This window comes from Rhizobium sp. YS-1r (assembly GCF_000757525.1).
GTDB classification, from domain to species: domain Bacteria; phylum Pseudomonadota; class Alphaproteobacteria; order Rhizobiales; family Rhizobiaceae; genus Neorhizobium; species Neorhizobium petrolearium.
In genome coordinates, this window is record NZ_JPYQ01000001.1 from 501,320 (window position 1) to 518,580 (window position 17,261).

Annotated in this window: 15 protein-coding genes; 7 read left to right on the forward strand and 8 right to left on the reverse strand. The window is 62.4% G+C overall.

Annotated elements, in window-relative coordinates; translation table 11 throughout:
• Positions 1–23: 23 nt before the first annotated feature.
• The 4 genes from JL39_RS02305 to JL39_RS02320 all read right to left on the reverse strand — a co-directional run bounded on the left by JL39_RS02305 (position 24) and on the right by JL39_RS02320 (position 5,415).
• Positions 24–1,247: an alpha-hydroxy acid oxidase gene (locus JL39_RS02305; RefSeq protein ID WP_037145661.1), complete on the reverse strand. Its 1,224-nt coding sequence runs from the start codon at positions 1,245–1,247 to the stop codon at positions 24–26.
• Positions 1,248–1,260: 13 nt separating this feature from the next.
• Positions 1,261–2,961 carry a thiamine pyrophosphate-requiring protein gene (locus tag JL39_RS02310; RefSeq protein WP_037145663.1) on the reverse strand — a complete coding sequence of 567 codons (1,701 nt, stop codon included), beginning with the start codon at positions 2,959–2,961 and terminating at the stop codon, positions 1,261–1,263.
• 43 nt (positions 2,962–3,004) lie between these two features.
• Positions 3,005–4,468: an NAD-dependent succinate-semialdehyde dehydrogenase gene (locus JL39_RS02315; protein WP_052182596.1), complete on the reverse strand. Its 1,464-nt coding sequence runs from the start codon at positions 4,466–4,468 to the stop codon at positions 3,005–3,007.
• 155 nt (positions 4,469–4,623) lie between these two features.
• A complete protein-coding gene (locus JL39_RS02320; RefSeq protein WP_037145665.1) occupies positions 4,624–5,415 on the reverse strand; it encodes an SDR family NAD(P)-dependent oxidoreductase in 792 nt (263 codons plus the stop codon).
• Positions 5,416–5,639: 224 nt separating this feature from the next.
• Between JL39_RS02320 and JL39_RS02325 the strand changes: the two genes are divergently transcribed.
• Together JL39_RS02325 and JL39_RS02330 are read left to right on the forward strand one after the other, a co-directional pair.
• Entirely contained in the window at positions 5,640–6,422 is a 783-nt protein-coding gene (locus JL39_RS02325; protein ID WP_037145667.1) for an alpha/beta hydrolase, read from the forward strand.
• Positions 6,419–7,579, forward strand: a complete 1,161-nt coding sequence (locus tag JL39_RS02330; RefSeq protein WP_037145669.1) for an LLM class flavin-dependent oxidoreductase — start codon at positions 6,419–6,421, stop codon at positions 7,577–7,579. Before JL39_RS02325 ends, JL39_RS02330 begins: the two co-directional genes overlap by 4 nt.
• Positions 7,580–7,585: 6 nt before the next feature.
• Here the strand turns inward: JL39_RS02330 and JL39_RS02335 are convergent, their stop codons facing one another.
• Positions 7,586–8,284, reverse strand: coding sequence for a GntR family transcriptional regulator (locus JL39_RS02335; protein WP_244446820.1), 699 nt, complete (start codon positions 8,282–8,284; stop codon positions 7,586–7,588).
• 214 nt (positions 8,285–8,498) lie between these two features.
• Here JL39_RS02335 and JL39_RS02340 point away from each other — a divergent pair, with 214 nt between their 5' ends.
• The 5 genes from JL39_RS02340 to JL39_RS02360 all read left to right on the forward strand — a co-directional run bounded on the left by JL39_RS02340 (position 8,499) and on the right by JL39_RS02360 (position 14,511).
• Positions 8,499–9,110 (forward strand): NAD(P)H-dependent oxidoreductase, encoded by a 612-nt coding sequence (locus JL39_RS02340; protein ID WP_037146118.1) that lies wholly within the window; start codon positions 8,499–8,501, stop codon positions 9,108–9,110.
• Between the two features lie 71 nt (positions 9,111–9,181).
• Complete coding sequence (locus JL39_RS02345) at positions 9,182–10,333, forward strand: LLM class flavin-dependent oxidoreductase (RefSeq protein WP_200883903.1); 1,152 nt, start codon at positions 9,182–9,184, stop codon at positions 10,331–10,333.
• Positions 10,323–11,102 carry an alpha/beta hydrolase gene (locus JL39_RS02350; RefSeq protein ID WP_037145673.1) on the forward strand — a complete coding sequence of 260 codons (780 nt, stop codon included), beginning with the start codon at positions 10,323–10,325 and terminating at the stop codon, positions 11,100–11,102. Before JL39_RS02345 ends, JL39_RS02350 begins: the two co-directional genes overlap by 11 nt.
• A gap of 329 nt (positions 11,103–11,431) precedes the next feature.
• Positions 11,432–13,777, forward strand: coding sequence for a xanthine dehydrogenase family protein molybdopterin-binding subunit (locus tag JL39_RS02355; protein WP_037145675.1), 2,346 nt, complete (start codon positions 11,432–11,434; stop codon positions 13,775–13,777).
• 11 nt (positions 13,778–13,788) lie between these two features.
• A complete protein-coding gene (locus JL39_RS02360; protein ID WP_037145677.1) occupies positions 13,789–14,511 on the forward strand; it encodes an enoyl-CoA hydratase/isomerase family protein in 723 nt (240 codons plus the stop codon).
• Positions 14,512–14,585: 74 nt separating this feature from the next.
• Here JL39_RS02360 and JL39_RS02365 read toward each other — a convergent pair whose 3' ends face one another.
• The 3 genes from JL39_RS02365 to JL39_RS02375 form a co-directional block, all read right to left on the reverse strand.
• Complete coding sequence (locus tag JL39_RS02365) at positions 14,586–15,524, reverse strand: acyl-ACP thioesterase (RefSeq protein ID WP_052182597.1); 939 nt, start codon at positions 15,522–15,524, stop codon at positions 14,586–14,588.
• Positions 15,521–16,579: an alcohol dehydrogenase gene (locus JL39_RS02370; RefSeq protein ID WP_037145678.1), complete on the reverse strand. Its 1,059-nt coding sequence runs from the start codon at positions 16,577–16,579 to the stop codon at positions 15,521–15,523. Before JL39_RS02370 ends, JL39_RS02365 begins: the two co-directional genes overlap by 4 nt.
• A 111-nt stretch (positions 16,580–16,690) precedes the next feature.
• Positions 16,691–17,194, reverse strand: coding sequence for a hypothetical protein (locus tag JL39_RS02375; RefSeq protein ID WP_037145680.1), 504 nt, complete (start codon positions 17,192–17,194; stop codon positions 16,691–16,693).
• Positions 17,195–17,261: the final 67 nt, after the last annotated feature.

Consider the following 17,261-nt stretch of genomic DNA (forward strand, 5'->3'; position numbering starts at 1 on the left):
GGGTTTCCCCTCCCGGGAACGGATTAGCTACGAAGTTTGAAATTGTCTGCGGTCCAGGCGCCGGGATGGCGCACCGGAGCGCGGCGGGCCTCGTCGGAACTCAAGAGCCCGTTCTGGCCGAGCGCGATGCGGTATTCCTCGATGAAGGCCTGCGCCATATGGGTGGCGCCGCGGTCGCCGAGGGCGGAGAGCCCCAGCATGAAGGCGCGGCCTGCAAAGCAGGATTGCGCCCCGCAGGCCAACGCCCGCAGCATGTCGACGCCGGAAACGACGCCGCTGTCGAACAACACTGTGCCGCGGGTGCCGACGGTACGGGCGATCTCCGGCAGCACGTCGATTGTCGCGGGCGCGGCGTCGAACTGCCGGCCGCCATGGTTGGAGACAACGACGCCGTTCAGGCCCAGTTCCAGCGCCTTTTCCGCATCGGCCGGATGCATGACGCCCTTGACCATCATCGGCCCCGGCCATTTGTCGCGCAGCCTGGCGATCTGCTCCCACGGAAAGCCGCCGCCGATATGTTTCTGCACGAAGCCTGCCGTCGAGCCGTGATCCGTGCCGCCGGCGAACTTACTCATGTTGGCGAAGGTGGGCATGCCGTTGCGGCGGACCGCATCGAGCCAGAGCGGCGCCATCGCCGCCCGTATCATCGTCTTCGGCGTCAGCCGGAAGGGCATGACGAGGCCGTTCCTCAGATCGCGCGGGCGCTTGGCGCGCACCGGCACATCCAGAGTGGCGACAAGAACCTTCGCGCCGGCGACGCGAGCGCGTTCGGCCATTTCGAGACTGTATCGATGATTGTCCGGAGCCATCGGGTAGAGCTGGAACCAGGTGACGTCGGGCGCCCATTCCACCACCTGCTCAATCGTCGAGCAGGCGAGCGTGCCGACCATATAGGGGATGTTATGGGCCTGGGCGGCCTTTGCGAAACGCTCCGTTGCTCCCGGCCACATCATGCCATCGAGGCCGATCGGCGAAATGCCGATCGGTGCGGCGTAGTGATATCCGAAGAGTTCGACTGACGTATCGACCTTGGTGACGTCGATGCCGTAGCGCGGCACGACCTCGACCGCCTTCAGCGCCGAACGGTTGCGGTTCAGCCCCGTCTCGTCTCCGGCGCCGCCCTGCAGGAACTCGTAGGCGAAACGCGGAATACGCCATTTCGCTCGCTTCTCGAGATCGCTGACCATCGGATAACGCCGGCGGAGCTCCGCCAGCGTCTTTGCGTCTTCTCCGGTTCCTCCCCCCATCGCCGACGCCTTCTCAGTAGGAGACCATGACTTCGAGCATGGCCTGCCGGCCGCTCTTGGTCGCGGCAAGTGCACGTTGAAGCGCTGCCGGCAGGTTCGTGCCGGTCTCGACGCGTTCCGCATGGGCGCCATGGGCGCGGGCGACGGCGGCATAGTCCGGTGCCGGGTCGAGCGCGGTGATCGGCATGGTGTTGGCGGTCGCAGCGCTGCCGTCCGGATACATGTAGAGCGTCGAGCGGCGCACGGCGTTCCAGATACCGTTGTTGAAGACGATCGTCAGCAGCGGCAGCTTCAGCGCGGTGGCCGTCTGGTGGCAGGCGACGGGGTTGGCGAACATGTAGGAGCCGTCGCCGATCGTGGCGATCACCTGGCGGCTGCGGTCGCCGAGCTGGGCGCCGAGCGCTGCGGTCAGACCAAAGCCGAGACCGCCGGAAAGCGGCGTCGAGAAGAACGACTTCGGATGCTTGAACTCCACGACCGACGGGTCGATGCCAAGCTCGTTCACGATGGTCGTCTTCTCGTCCATAATGGCGGAGACGCAAGCGCTCACATAGGCTGGCGTCATCGGCGAACCGTTGCCGATCGCGGCGCGCTTGGTAGTGGCCTCTGCCTGGGCGGCCTTGACCTTGGCCCATTTTTCTCGGCGTTCGGAGAAGGTTTCAGATGTCGGCACGCGCTGTTCAAGAGCGGCGGCAAGGGCCGCGATCGTCTTGTTGATGCCGCCGGCGAGCGCGATGTCGATCGGAAAGCTGCGGATCGGCACGCGGCCATGCTGCGGATCCGGGCCGATGGCGATGATCTTGGCGCCTTCAGCCGGAGCGGTATGGTCGGAAATCCACGGAACCGCGGCGTTGATGACCACGACCACGTCGGCTTCCTTCAGCACCTGCGTCGAGTCGCGGCCCACCATCATCGGATGATCGGAGGGCAGCGCCAGGCGGGTCGCCCACATTTCGACGGTCGGCAGGGCGTATTTGTCGATGAAGCTTGCGAGCGGCTCGAAATCGGAAGCAAGCTCCGGGCTCTGGGTAATGACGAGCGGGTTCTTCGCCTTGGCGAGCAGGTCCGCCGCCTGGGCGATCAGATCGGGGTCGGCCGGACCGAAGGTCGTCGCGGTGACCGTTGAACGGTGACTGGTCTCGATCTCGGTGCCTTCAGCCAGTGCCTCGCGCGGAAGGCTGAGATAAACGGGCCCGCGCGGCTCGCTCATGGCGATGCTCATGGCGCGATCGATGACGATTCCCGCCTGTTCCGGATAACGCAGCTCGTAATCCCACTTGACTGCTTCGCGCACCATGCCGGCCTGGTCGAACATCTCCTGACCCCAGTGGATCGGCGAGGAGCGCGAGCCGAAGCGGCCATGTTCGGTGATCGGCGTGCGGCCGGAGAACATCATGATCGGCACGTTCTCCGACCGGGCGTTGATCAGGCCCATGACGGAGTTGGCGAGCCCGACATTGACGTGGACGATGACGCCTGCCGGCTTGCCGGTCATCAGGTAGTAGCCGTGCGCCATGCCGACTGCGACACCCTCATGCGGGATGACCAGTGGCTCGGGCATCTGCAGCCCCGTCTCCGATTGGCGGGCAAAGGCCTCGATGATCGATGGGAAATCGGTCCCGCCATTGGCAAAAAGCACGTCGATGCCGGCAGCCTTCATATGGGTCAGCACGGCTTCGGCGGCGAAAGGGCCGGTCGGTTTTACATGTTTCATGGCAGTCTCCTCCTGAAAACTCTTGATCTGAAAATCCGCCGGCTCAAGTGATGCTGATCGTCTTTGTGACCATGTAGGCCTCGACGCCCTCGATCCCGACTTCGGATCCGTGGCCGCTATATTTGACACCGCCGAAGGGCGTCTCCGGCATGGAGATGTTGAAGGAGTTGATGCCCACCATGCCGGCTTCCAGACTGTCGGAGAGCCGGGCGATGGTCTTGTGCGAATTGGTGAACCCGTAGGCCGCAAGGCCGTAGGGAAGCTTGTTGGCCTTGGCGATGGCGTCGTCGAAATCGGAGAAACGGTTGAGAACCGCGACCGGGCCGAACGGCTCCTCGCTCATGATGCGGGCGTCATCCGGCACGTCGGCGAGCACGGTCGGGGCGTAGAAGAAACCTTCGTTGTTGACACGGTGGCCGCCGGCCAGGAGTTTTGCGCCCTTCGAGGTCGCATCCTGCACCAGCGCCTCGATCGAATCGCGGCGGCGGGCATGCACGAGAGGCCCCATATTGCTCGAAGGGTCGAGGCCATCGCCGATCTTCAGCTTCGAGGCCTTGTCCGCGAAACCGGCACAGAAGGCCTCATAGGACTTGTCCTGGATGTAGAAGCGAGTCGGCGAGACGCAGACCTGGCCGCTATTGCGGTATTTCCGCTGTACGGACATTTCGAGAGCGGCCGCCTGATCGGCATCGTCGAAGACGAGCACCGGCGCATGGCCGCCGAGTTCCATCGTGGTGCGCTTCAGGCCTTCCGAAGCAAGTCGGATGAGGTGCTGGCCGACCGGCACCGAACCGGTGAAGGAGATCTTGCGGATGACCGGCGAGGCAAGCAGGTGACGCGAGATGAAATCCGGCACGCCGTAGACAACGGCGATGACGCCCGCCGGCACGCCCGCATCGATCAGGCACTGGGCGACGGCCGCTGCCGCTGCCGGAGCTTCTTCGCCCGGCTTGTAGATCATCGTGCAGCCGGCGGCCAGCGCCGAGCCCATCTTGCGGGCGGCGTTGCCGACCGGGAAATTCCAGGCGGAAAAGCCGGCGGTCGGGCCGACCGGCTCCTTGACCACCTGGAAGCGGGTCTCGCCGAGACGGCCCGGAATGACGCGGCCGTAGGTGCGACGGCCCTCCTCGGCGAACCACTCCATCTCCTCGCATGCGAAATGGGTTTCCAGCCGCGCCTCGGCGATCGGTTTGCCCATTTCAAGGGTCGCGAGGCGGGCGATGTCTTCCTGCCGGTCGTGCATCAGGTGGGCGGCGCGCTTCAGGATGCGGCCGCGCTCGCGCGGGCTCGTGGCGCGCCACAGCGGAAAGGCCCGGTTCGCCGCTTCCAGCGCCCGGTCGAGGTCTTCGGCCGTGGCATGCGGCACGGTGCCGATCGCCTTCTCGGTGGCCGGATTGACGACGGGCTGAGTCTTGCGATCGCCGTTCTCCAGCCAGACGCCGTCGATCAGCAGGCGCGGGGATTTATACGCCTCGAAAGAGGGGGGAGAACTGGTCGCGATGTTCATGGTCGTTCCTCCGGCTTCAATAGAAGGGTGCGCTTGCCATTCGTCAATTGCGGGCGTGACGCCGCAGTTCGCCGCCTCCTGCTTTCAGGGGATAAAGCAGGGAGCCTGATATTGTCAATTCCGGCATTTCGCCACGCCCTGGATCGCTGCATGTTTCAGATCGCAACGGTGCCGCCGTCGATCGGGATGACCGCGCCGGTCATGAAGCTGGACGCTTTCGAGCAGAGCAGCAAGGCGAGCCCCATGATCTCGTCGGTCTCTGCGATGCGGCCGAGCGGCACGGTGTCGGCGAAGGCCTTTTCGATCTCCGGCTCGCGGATGCGGCCGCCGGCGATATTGGTGCGGAACGGGCCTGGCGCGATGCCGTTCACCAGCACGTTATAGGGTGCCAGCTCCCAGGAAGCCTGCTTGACGAGGTTGACGACGGCGCCTTTGCTGGAGGCATAGGCATAACCGGTCATTGGGTCGCCCCGCAATCCGGCTATGGAAGCGATCGCGACGATGCGCCCGCTCTTCTGCTTCTTCATATGTTTGGCAGCGGACTGGATGGCGACGAAGGTGGCGGTGAGGTTCACATTCACCACCCTGTTCCACAACTCGTCACTGACATTCTCGATGGCGCCCGCGTCGGTGCGGGAATTCGGGCCGCCGCTGATGCCGGCATTGGCGACGAGAATATCGAGACGACCGTGCCGCTCGGCGACGCCGTCGATCGTCGTCCGCAAGGCGGCGCTGTCCGACACGTCGATCTCATGGCTTTCGGCGGAATAGCCGTGGTCCTTCACCCACTCGGTGGCGGCGACCAGCGTGTCCACGTTCAGGTCGAGCAGCGCCACATGCGCGCCGTTGGCCGCGAGCGTCTTTGTGATCGCGAGCCCCAGCCCGCTGGCAGCTCCTGTCACCACCGCCACCTGGCCTTTCAGATCGAACAGTTTTTCCGCCTGCATTTTCTCCTCCCAGCGGCTTTGGTGAACCGGCTAGCCCTTTCCGGGAGGTGCCACCTTTGTATGCAATTGCCAAAGAAGCAAGTTAGAAATTTGCTATTATCAATCAAAATTTGACAGAGTCATATTGACCCACCCGAAAAGGTTATACAGATTGCCGCCAGTTGCGGGTGCGGAGGAGCATCTGCCATTTGCGGTATCGAGCAAGCCGGGGAGGTAGGACGCCGATGAGCTTTACCGAAAGCACGGAAACCATAACCGGCTGCAATGTCCGGTTCATGCGCGGCGGCAAGGGTGCGCCGCTTCTCTTCCTGCATGGGTCGAGCGGTGCCGCGCGCTGGGCGCCGTTTATGGAAAAGCTTGCCGAAAGCCACGAGGTGATTGTGCCCGAGCATCCGGGCTTCGGTGCTTCCGGTTCACCGGAATGGCTGGACGGCATGTCCGATCTCGCCTTCTTCTATCTCGACGTCATCGACCATCTCGGTCTCGACAGGGTGAACCTCGTCGGCGGTTCGATCGGCGGCTGGCTATCGGCTGAGATCGCCATCCGCAACCAGACGAAGCTCAATTCGCTGACCGTCGTGGCGCCGGCCGGTATTCGCGTGAAAGGATTGCGCAAAGGCGATGTCTTCATGTGGAATGCGGAGGAGACCGCCCGCAACCTCTTCCGCGACCAGGCCTATGCCGAACAGATGCTCGCCACCCCGCCCTCCAGGGAGGGGCTGGAAATCATCCTCAAGAACAAGCTGACCACGGCCAAGGTCGCCTGGGAACCGCGCTTTTATAATCCCGACCTGCACAAGTGGCTGCATCGCATCAAGGTGCCGACGCTGATTATCTGGGGTGATAGCGACAAGGTCGTGCCGGCTGGCTACGGTCCCGCCTGGCGCGACCTCATTCCCAATTCTCGTCTCGAGATCATCGAGAGTTGCGGGCACCTGCCGCAGGTCGAAAAAAGCGACCGTTTCGTCCAACTGGTCGACGGCTTCATCCGGGAGGCAACGCGATGAAATTCTACTTCATGCACCTGATGCCCTATGCCGATCTCGATCTGTCCTATGACGAGAAGCACAATTCCGCCTGGGTGACGCTGCCGAACACCTATTTCGACCCGAAGAAGGGCCACCAGCTCTACAACCGTTATCTGGACGAACTTGAATATGCCGACCAGCTCGGCTTCGACGGCATCTGTGTCAACGAGCACCATTCGAACGCCTACGGCCTGATGCCGATCCCCGGCGTCATGGCCGGTGCACTTGCCCGCCGCACTAGGAACGTCAAGATCGCCATTCTCGGCCGCGCGCTGCCGCTCCTCAACAACCCGCTCACCGTGGCGGAAGAATTCGCCATGGTCGACAACATCACCGGCGGGCGCCTGATCGCCGGCATGGTGCGCGGCATCGGCGCGGAATACCATTCCTGGGGCGTCAACCCGGCGTTCAGCCATGAGCGCTTCCAGGAAGCACACGACCTCATCCTGCAGGCCTGGACGCAGCCCGGTCCCAGCGTCTTCGAAGGCAAGCACTACAATTTCGAATACGTGAACGTCTGGCCGCGGGTCTATCAGGACAATCCGCATCCGCCGATCTGGATCCCAAGCCAGGGGTCGAGTGAAACGATCGAGTGGGCCGCCCATCCGGACCGCAAATACACCTATCTCCAGACCTTCGCCTCGGTTTCGACCGTCGCCCGTTATATGAAGATGTATAAGGACGTCGCCGCCGGTTACGGCTATGAGGCAACCGAGGACCAACTCGGCTGGTCGCTGCCGCTTTACGTCGCCGAAACCGACGAAATTGCCCGCAGGGAAGCCAAGGAGCATATCGAGGCCTTCCTCCAGAAGTTCCTGCGCATGCCGATGGAGATGCTGCTTCCGCCGGGTTATACCTCGGTCAAATCCATGGTCGGAGCGCTCTCCGCCAAGGCCGGCCATTCGATGAAGCAGACGATCGACAGCGTCATCGAAGAGGGCAAGTTCATCTGCGGCAGCCCGGCGACGGTGCGCGAGAGGCTGGAGGAATACCAGGCTGAGATCGGCTTCGGCCACCTCCTGACGCTCCTGCAGTTCGGCACGCTGCCGGCGGAGCTGACACGCAAGAACATGGAGATCTATTCCAAGGAAGTCATGCCGTATCTGAGGGACGTGACGGCGAAGAAGGCGGCTTAGCCCGGATCAACCCACGTTATCTGCTTCATGCTCTAGCGATCCCGAGGCTGTCGGCAGCAGCGAGAAGAGGTGGGCGTTCATGGCCGCTTGCGCCCATTCGGGGTTGCGGGCCTTCAGCGCCGAAAGGATTTCCCGGTGCTGGGCGTGGGTGCGGCGGGTGCGCATTTCTACGGGCTCGGAATAGCGGTTGAAGATCGAGGCCGGCAGCTCCAGCGACGAGGCGAGGATCTTTTCCAGCCGTGGGCTTTCGGCGGCGGACGCGATCACCGCATGAAATTCGGCATTCAGCTTGTCGAAACCTTCGAGATGTTCGTTCCAGCCGAGTTCCTCGAACTGCTTCTCCATCACCCGCTCCAGGTCCTGAAGGCGGTCGAGGTGGGTATCGGAAATCCGCGTTGCGGCGCGGCCGGCCGCATGGCCCTCCAGGATTGCGCGCAGGCGAAAAATTTCGATGGCATCGTCGAGCGAGAAATCCGCCACGATTCCGCGGCGGTAGCGTTCCAGCACCACGAGGCCTTCGGCATTCAGCCGGTTCAGCGCTTCGCGGATCGGTGTGCGGGAGACGCCGATTGTGGTGGCGAGCTGGTTTTCGAGCAGTTTGTCGCCGGAGCGCATCTCGCCGGTGAGGATCATATGCCGGATGCGGCGGTAGGCTGTTTCGACCGCACTCTGCGTCGCCCCGTCCTTGCTGCTCTCTCTGGTCATCTCGTTCTTCAAGCTGCCACCTATGGTTCGCATTCATCACGGGAAGATAAGGCAGCAGTCGATAAAGGCCAATCGCCAAAAAGTGTATACCAGCTTAGAGAAAATTATTTGATATTGGCATATAAAGCTTGACTTATCCGTAAACGGTATACAAAAATTTGATCAGGATGCCTGATAAGGCAATCGGCTTCGGCCGAGGGAGGAGGAAATGACCATGGTCCAGACCAGGAAGCCGTTCATCGTTGGCATCGGCGGCACGCAGCGCCCCGGTTCGAGCTCTGAGCTTGCCCTTCGCTATTGCCTCTCCGTCGCCGAAAGCGCCGGCGCCGAGATCGACATCATCTGCGGCGCAGCACTGGAACTGCCGCTCTTCGATCCCGGCGTTTCTCATCGCACGCCGGCCGCGCGCCGCCTCGTCCAGGCGCTCCGCCGCGCCGACGGCATCGTGATCGCGACGCCGAGTTATCACGGCGGCATGTCGGGCATGATCAAGAACGCCATCGACTATACGGAAGACATGCGCGAGGACGAGCGCTCCTATTTCGACGGTCGCGCTGTCGGCTGCATCGTCTGTGCCAGCGGCGACCAGGCGCTTGGTACGGCGCTGGCCGGGCTGCGTTCCATCGTCCATGCATTGCGCGGCTGGCCGACGCCCTACGCCGCGACGATCAAGTCCAACGACAAGCCCTTCGTCGATAGCCAGCCGGCGAAGCGCGAAGTCGCCCAGGCACTTGAAATCGTCGCCTCGCAGGTCGTCAGCTTCGCCGAAATGGCAATGGCGGCCCGCGTCGAAGAGGTCGCACCGCGCCTCGTCGCGGCCCACTGATTCCTCTTCTCTTTCATCATCACCGGAACCGCCTGGCATCTTAGGGGATGGCGGTCTTTGCGGAGTTTTCCATGAAGTTCAACTTCTTCCACCTGATGCCCTATCCGGATTATGACAAGCTGCCGCACGAGTGGCCTGTCAGCACCCACGATATCGACAGCCGGCGCATCCAGGCGCTCTACAAGGAATATGTCGACGAGATGGTCGATGCCGAGAATTACGGCTTCGATTGGGTCGGCTGCAACGAGCACCATTACAGCCCCTATGGCCTTATGGCGAACCCCAACCTGATCGCTGGCGCGCTCGCTCGCCAGACGGAGAAGGCGAAGATTGCGATCGTCGGCAACCTGCTGCCGCTGCTCAATCCAATCCGCGTTGCGGAAGAATATGCTATGATCGACGTCATGTCCGGTGGCCGCCTGATCGCCGGCTTCCTGCGCGGCATCCCGCATGAATATATCGCCTACAACATCCCGCCGAGCGAATCCCGCAGCCGGCTCCGCGAAGCGACCGAACTCATCATCAAGTGCTGGACCGAGGACGAACCCTTCGGCTGGGAGGGCGAGCACTATCAGTTCCCGGCCGTCTCCATCTGGCCGAAACCGATCCAGAAGCCCTATCCGCGCATCCTGATGTCGGCGAGCAATGAGGAATCGGCGGAATTTGTCGCCAAGACGCGGGCGATCATGGGCATTACCCTCATCCAGGATCTGGGGGCAGCCAGGAAGGCGATCGAGCACTTCAGGAATGTCTCACGCGGCTATGGCTGGGAACCGACGCCGGACGATATCCTCGTCGGCCAGCAGATCTGCATCGCCGATACAGATGAGGAGGCCAAGGAGCACATGGCCTCCGCCCAGACCTATTTCCACCAGACGCTGATGCGCCCGCAGCGCTCCGCCCAGCAACTCGTGTTGCAGCAGAGCCGCTACTATACCGGCACCGATGTCGGCGAGAATTTCCAGAAGCGGCTTGCGACGCTACGCAACCGCACCGTCGACGAGCAGATCGAGGCCGGCTCGATCATCTGCGGCAGCCCGGAATCGGTTCGTCAAGCAAACCCCCCGCCTCAATCAGGAACTGGGCTCCGGTCTGCTCAACCTGACCATCAAGGTCGGCAACATGCCGGGCAGCGTCGTCCGCCGTGGCATGGAACTGTTCCGCGATCGCGTCGCGCCGCACGTTGCTGGTCTTTGAGAGGAGGTTTGATCCATGACTTTTGAAATCAAGGCGATCGAGCTTTCCTGCGGCAAGCTCAATTATCATGTCGGCGGCTCGGGCACGCCGGTCCTTTATCTGCACGCTGCCGGCGGCGTCATGCTGACCGAACCGCTGAAGGCGCTGACGAAGAGCCACATGGTCTACGCGCCAATCTGCCCCGGCTTCGATGGCTCCGAGGGCAACGAGCGCCTGAAAACCGTGCAGGACTGGGCGGCTATGGTCGCCGAATTCGCCGAGAAGGTTATCGGACCGCGTTTCGACGTGATCGGCTCCTCTTTCGGAAGCTGGACGGCGCTGTGGCTCGCCGCCAATAACCCGAAGATAGTCGATCACCTGATCCTGCAGGTGCCGGCCGGTTTCCGCTTCGGCGGCAAGGGCGGCCTTCCGGCCGATCCCGAAGCGCGCTTCAAGGCGCTCTATGCTCATCCGCAGAAGATCACGTCTGCACCGAAGTCGCCGGAAGTCATGACGAATAACGGCAATACCTACGAGCGCCTCGCCAACAATGTTCAGGTTGATGAAGCGCTCAGCGCGCGCCTGCCTTCGATCGAGGCGGTGACGCTGATCCTGCTTGGCACGGAAGACAAGGTTGTGCCGGCAGAGGCAGGCGCGCACCTGAAACGCATGATCCCGACCTCGCAGCGCGCTTTCATCTTCGATGCGGCTCATTCGATCGAGGTCGACCAGCCGGAACGGACGCTCCGCCTCTGGACCGCATTCCTGAAGCGCGGCCCGGGTTATGTGCTGAATCAGGGGCCGGAAGCGGCTTGAGAGATATCCCTGGGATTTAAATTCCCCCCTCCCAGGGAAGCTTGGCCCGGACTTCGGTCGGGGCCTTTTTTCTTTTGGGGGAACGGATGGCGGCAACTTCTCCTCCGTCATCCCTGTGACAAGTACAATGACGCAGCCGGGAGGTCACGATCACAATCGCTCAAAAGCGAGTCGCGATGGTCAATTCCAGTCGATCCCGCAGTTTCAACATTGACGGATTGAGTATGTCTATTATGAATTAAGTTGCGTTTTGCATCAGGATGGCCCAAAGCCACGGGCAGACCGCCATCGTCCCGAATACGTGGCACGGTGTGCAAGGGAGGAATAGCATGATCGGTGAAGAAGTCAGGCGCAAGGAAGATCTCCGGTTGATCACCGGCAAGGGTCAATATGCCGATGACTTGAAATACGAGAACGCGGCCTATGCCGCCTTCGTCCGTTCGCCGCATGCCCATGCGATCATCAAAAGCATCGACACTTCTGCCGCCTGCGAAATGCCGGGCGTTCTGGCCGTCCTGACCGGGGAGGATATCGTCGCGGCTGGCATCAAGCCGATTCCCCATGCGATCGGCAGCTCGCAATTCGGCTCCGACATCCGCATCAGGAACCGTGACGGTTCGGAGCGCGCCCGCACCCATCATCAGGCGCTGCCGGCCGACAGGGCCCGTTTCGTCGGCGAGGCGATTGTCATGGTCGTCGCCGAATCCACCAACCTTGCCAAGGATGCGGCGGAAGCCGTGGTGGTCGACTGGGAGGAGTTGCCTTCCGTCGTGCGCGGCATCGATGCGATCGAGGAGGGCGCACCGCAGCTCTGGGACCACGTGCCGGGCAACAAGGCGATGGATGGTGAAGTCGGCGACAAGGCGGGCGCGGATGCCGCCTTCGCCAAAGCCGCGCATGTGCTGGAATTCGAAAGCTGGGCGCAGCGCGTCACCGGCGTGCATATGGAACCGCGCTCGTCGTCCGCCGAATACGATCCCGAGACCGGCAAGTTCACCATCCACGCTTCCGGCGGCCATGGCGTCGTGATGATGCGCGAGCAGATCGCCGCTTCGCTCGGTGTCGATATGGCCTTCGTGCGGGTCGTGGCGCCGCGCGATGTCGGCGGCAATTTCGGCACCCGCAACGCCACCTATCCGGAATTCGTGCTGCTGCCCTACGCCGCAAAGCTGATTGGCCGGCCGGTCAAACATCAGGCGGAGCGCATCGAGGCTTTCCTTTCGGATTTCCAGGGCCGCGACCTGCATGTTCGGGCCAGGCTGGCGCTGGACAAGGACGGCAGGTTCCTCGCCTTTCACTCGACCAACGTCAGCAATATCGGCGCGCACACGGTCTCCTACACCGCCCTCAACAAGGGCCTGCAGCTGATGACCAGCCTTTATCGCGTGCCGGTCGCGCATGTGGAATTCTTCGCGGCGATGACCAATACCGTGCCGACCATTCCCTACCGCAGCGCCGGCCGGCCGGAAGCCATGTATATCATAGAGCGGATGATCGACCTCGCCGCCCGCAAGTTCGGTTTCGATCGGGTCGAACTGCGCCGCATCAACATGATCCCGGAAGAGGAATGTCCCTATGCCAATCCGTTCGGCGTGAGCTACGACAACGGCGACTATATCGGCTGCATGGACAAGGTGCTCGCCATGGCCGACTGGAACGGTTTCGAGGCGCGCCGGGCGGAAGCGCGAAAGCGTGGAAAATATCGCGGCATCGGCCTTTCCAACTATATCGAGGGCACCAGCGGCGTGCCGCGCGAGCGCGCCGAGATCACCGTCGACCCGACATCTGGCATCGTCGATGTGGTGATCGGCACCCAGAACACGGGTCAGGGACACGAGACGGCCTTCGCCCAGCTCGTCGGCTCCTTCCTCGGCATTTCCCACGAGGTGGTGCAGATCCGCGCCAGCGACACGGATTTCGTCTCGGCCGGCGGCGGCTCGCATTCCGGCCGCTCGCTGCGCTTCTCCTCGATCGTCATGCACAAGGCGACCGCTGAGATCATCGAGCGCGGCAGGAAGGTCGCCGCTTTCATGCTGAACGTCGCGCCGGACGCGATCGACTACGCCGAAGGCCATTTTCGCGCCCGCGGTTCCAACGGCGTAGTCAGCCTGTTCGAAGCGGCGGAAGCCGCCGAAAAGGATCTCGGCCTGCCGGGCGAGCTGAAGGGCTCGCTCGCGGCGATCGCCGACGAGACCACCCACGGGCTTGCCTACCCCTATGGCGCGGCCGTTTGTGAGGTGGAGGTCGACCCGGAAACCGGCTATTACGAGATTCCGCGCTATTCGACGGTGGACGATGTCGGCAAGGCGCTGAACCCGATGATCGTCGACGGCCAGACCCATGGCGGTATCGTGCAGGGCGCCGGGCAGGCCATGTATGAATGGTCGCATTACGATCGCGAAACCGGCCAGAACCTTTCCGCCACCTTCATGGATTATCAGATCGGGCGCGCTTCGGATTTTCCGAGCTTCGATACGGTGATCAGCGAAGTGCCGGCGAAGAGCCATCCGCTCGGCTTCCGGCCGGGCGGGGAGGGTGGTACGACCCCCTCGCTGGGCGTGGTCGTCAATGCGATCACCGATGCACTCGCCGATCTCGGCGTCGCTCATATCGAAATGCCGGTGACGCCATCCCGCATCTGGCAGGCGATCCAGCAGGCCAAAGCCAATCAATAGAGGAGGAAAAATTGTCCGAAGTCCTGATTTCCACGAAGGGGAACGTCCTCGAAATCATTCTCGACCGTCCCGACAAGGGCAATGCGCTGACGCCGGAGATGGCGGAAGCCATCACCGCCGCGCTGAAGTCGCTGTCTCCGGAAACCCGGGTCGTGCTGATGAAGGCGAACGGGCCGGACTTCTGCATCGGCCGGAGTGCGGCCATGCCGGCGCCGGGCACGCGCGCCACGGCGCTCGATCTCCGCAACGCGATCTCCGACCCGGTGCTCGATTTCTATGAAGTGTTGCGCGAGATTCCCGTGCCCTTCATTACCGCTGTTCAAGGGAAGGCTGCCGGCGTCGGCTGCGCCATCGCGGCGCTTGCTGACGTGGCAATTGCTGCCGACGGCGCCACCTTCCAAGTGCCGGAGATGAACCACGACATCGCGCCGACGCTCGTGCTTAACGCGCTCGCCGACCGCATCTCGCGCGCAGCGCTTGCCCGCCTGGTCTTTACCCGTGACGTCATTCCGGCGGCGGAAGCCAAGGTTCTTGGCCTGATCGGCATCACGGCTCCAGCCGACGGACTGGAAGCGGAAGTCGCACGCGTGGTGGGTCAGCTCGAAAAGAATTCGGTGCCGACCGTGCGCGGCATCAAGGCCTTCATCTCGATGAGTCCGGAAACCTCGTTTGCTTCGCGTAAGGAACTCGCCGCGCTGATCAACTGCGTCGCGACGGCGGAGAAGTTCAGATAAGTGCTTATTTGCCCCCATCCTAACCTTCTCTCGGCGAGCGGGGAGGGGAAGATGGCGGCAGCCGGAAGCTGAAGTTACAGCGCCAGCCCTTGTGTGACGAACGGCGTCAACGCTTCGGTCGCTGCTGGCGAAATCTGCACGATCGCCCGTGCATCCAGATCGAAGACGATGGCGATGGACTGCATCGAGCCGAATACTCGGCCGGTGAAGGGATCGACCATCCAGAAGATCAGCGACATGGTGCGCTTGTCGGTCTTCTGCAGTCCCGCCCAGATCTCGAAACAATTGCCGAGGCGGGGCGTCTCACCGTAGATGATGCGGAATTCCAGCACGGCTCCGCCGATCTTGCCGGGCCGTGCCTCCGCGTGCTCGGCAACCAGCGCCCGGATCGGTCCGGTGAGTTGTTTTACGCCGCCGCCAACCGCGCCGATGAACTTTTGCGATCCCATCCGTCCGAAGGCATCGCAAGCGTCCATCTCGATCAGGCTCATTGCCGTGCGCTTCAGGCCCAGTTCCAAGGCCCGCTCGCGCGAGGCGGTCAGCGCCACCGGTTCGTCGTCCGTGCCACGCGGCGCGGCCTCCTTCGGCGTCTCGACCAGCGAGGTCGAGGCCCTTTTCCGGAAAGCCGCCGGCCAGGGCTGCGGAGTGGTGCCGTCCGCCGCATCGACATGCGTGAGCCGCACCCGGAAGGTTGCGGCCACCTGCCCGCTTTCGCTATGATGAAGCACGAGCACGGCGAAAGCTGTCGTCTCACCAATCTCCAGGAAACCGCCGGTCATGTGCAGCGGCGCGCCGGCATGCGCTTCGCGATGGAAGCGGATATGGTGCTCGTTGAAGGCGACCGTCGTGGGCGACGAAGGGGAGAAGAGACCCGGCAGGCCGTTGAACCCGAAGAGCATGGCGAGCCCTTCATTGGCACGCGCCACGTAGTATTGCGTGTTCCAGTGGCCCATCTCGTCCACTTCCCATTGGCGCACGCTGCCGCGCCATACTTCGGTCATCTCGTCGCTCAAGCCGTTTCCCCCTGAAGCACGATGCGACCCTTGACGGCGCCTTTGAGAAGGCGGTTCATAGCGCCGTTGATGTCGGACTTCGGCACGGCTTCATAGGGAATGGCGTCGAGCTTGCCGCTTTTTGCCAGGTCCACCAGCTCACGCAATTCCTGCAGCGTGCCGGTGATGCTGCCGATGAGGCTCAAGCCCCCCTGCGCCATGCGCATGGTCGGAACGGTAAGCTGGCCGCCATACATGCCGACCATGATGATACGGCCGCCGCGCGCCAGCGCCGGGAAGGAGAAGGCGGTCGTTTCACTGTTGTTGACGAAATCGATGATGGTGCGCACCGGCCCGCCGACCGTTTCGACGATCTTCTGTGTCACGTCGCCACTGCTCGAAAGCACCGTTTTATGCGCGCCGGCTTCCAGCGCAGTCTTCAGCTTTTCTTCCGACATATCGACCACAACAATGTTCTCGTGGCCGAGCGCCTTCAGAATGACGATGCCGCTCAGGCCTAATCCGCCGGCGCCGACCACGACCACTGCCTCGTCGGGACGCATCGGCATGGCCTTGCGGATGGCGGAATAGGCGGTGAGCCCCGAGCAGGCATAGGTCGCGGCAAGCGCCGGATCGAGGTCGTCCGTGTCGATCAGGTAGCGGCTGTGCGGCACGACCACATGGCTGCCGAAACCGCCGGGCCGTTTCATGCCGAGCTGGCGGGCCTGCATGCAGAGGTTTTCCCGGCCGGTACGGCAGGTATCGCAGGTGCCGCATCCGAGCCAGGGATAAACAAGGCGACGATCGCCGATTTTCACGCCGGTCGCCTCCAATCCCACGGCGGTGACGGTGCCGAGGATCTCATGGCCGAGAGTGAGGGGCCGCGTAAGCCCGATGCTGTCGATCGACACCTTGCGGTCGCCCATGTCAAAGATGCCCTTCCAGAGGGTCAGGTCGGAATGGCAGAGCCCGCAATGGGATACCAAGATGACCACCTCGCTGCCGGTGGGTTCGGGCGTCGCTTCCTCGACCTCTTTCAGCACTTCCGATGCCTCGAAGACTTTCCATGACCGCATGATGCAACTCCTCCCAGATGCGTGACACACGAGTATCAGGTCGCCTGCTATACAGCAATCGGGAAATGGCAGGAGGATTGAATCTGGGGGATACCAGCACCGCTGGGATATTCAACGTCGTTGTAAATCCAACTGAGTAGTGACGATCGTCTCTCCCGATTCCGGATCTTGGTCCAGTGTACGAATACGAAGTCCGCCGCCTCCGATTTTTTCGATCGTCATCCTGGCTTGCCGATCGCCATAGATTTCGTTGGCCCAGGTTACGTCGAGGTTAAGGGTGTTTCCCTCCCGGCTTCCGTTGAGCTTCGACGGTTTGCCTGAGACACCGACGTAATTGCCTGAATAGGATGCGCCGGATGCCTTGACAGTCGCGGTGAAGGTCCGTTTGACGACGACAAGGGCACTGCATGTGCCATTCATGGAAAAGCTGGAGCGGTCGGCATCCGATTTCATGCTGCATGAGACATCGACTTTGCCGCCGCCAAGTTTTGTAAGAACCTTTCCGCCGCCCGTCCACTGTCCTTCTATCGACTGCAGGAAGTCTTCTTCGGAGGCAAATGCGCCTGACGAAAGGCATAAGGCAACGATTAGAGCAATGGCTGAAAGAGCACGCATCGGGGGAGCGCCTTGTTGACCCATGCTAGTGAACCTCGAAATATTGAGCTTTGTTCCGCGACCGCTT

Excerpts from the sequence above, each read along its gene's own strand:
- JL39_RS02340 (WP_037146118.1), top strand. The coding sequence starts at position 8,499 with ATGGTCCAGACCAGGAAGCCGTTCATCGTTGGCATCGGCGGCACGCAG.
- JL39_RS02320 (WP_037145665.1), bottom strand. The coding sequence starts at position 5,415 with ATGCAGGCGGAAAAACTGTTCGATCTGAAAGGCCAGGTGGCGGTGGTG.
- JL39_RS02370 (WP_037145678.1), bottom strand. The coding sequence starts at position 16,579 with ATGCGGTCATGGAAAGTCTTCGAGGCATCGGAAGTGCTGAAAGAGGTC.
- JL39_RS02330 (WP_037145669.1), top strand. The coding sequence starts at position 6,419 with ATGAAATTCTACTTCATGCACCTGATGCCCTATGCCGATCTCGATCTG.
- JL39_RS02325 (WP_037145667.1), top strand. The coding sequence starts at position 5,640 with ATGAGCTTTACCGAAAGCACGGAAACCATAACCGGCTGCAATGTCCGG.
- JL39_RS02305 (WP_037145661.1), bottom strand. The coding sequence starts at position 1,247 with ATGGGGGGAGGAACCGGAGAAGACGCAAAGACGCTGGCGGAGCTCCGC.
- JL39_RS02345 (WP_200883903.1), top strand. The coding sequence starts at position 9,182 with ATGAAGTTCAACTTCTTCCACCTGATGCCCTATCCGGATTATGACAAG.
- JL39_RS02315 (WP_052182596.1), bottom strand. The coding sequence starts at position 4,468 with ATGAACATCGCGACCAGTTCTCCCCCCTCTTTCGAGGCGTATAAATCC.
- JL39_RS02335 (WP_244446820.1), bottom strand. The coding sequence starts at position 8,284 with ATGACCAGAGAGAGCAGCAAGGACGGGGCGACGCAGAGTGCGGTCGAA.
- JL39_RS02350 (WP_037145673.1), top strand. The coding sequence starts at position 10,323 with ATGACTTTTGAAATCAAGGCGATCGAGCTTTCCTGCGGCAAGCTCAAT.
- JL39_RS02355 (WP_037145675.1), top strand. The coding sequence starts at position 11,432 with ATGATCGGTGAAGAAGTCAGGCGCAAGGAAGATCTCCGGTTGATCACC.
- JL39_RS02310 (WP_037145663.1), bottom strand. The coding sequence starts at position 2,961 with ATGAAACATGTAAAACCGACCGGCCCTTTCGCCGCCGAAGCCGTGCTG.
- JL39_RS02375 (WP_037145680.1), bottom strand. The coding sequence starts at position 17,194 with ATGCGTGCTCTTTCAGCCATTGCTCTAATCGTTGCCTTATGCCTTTCG.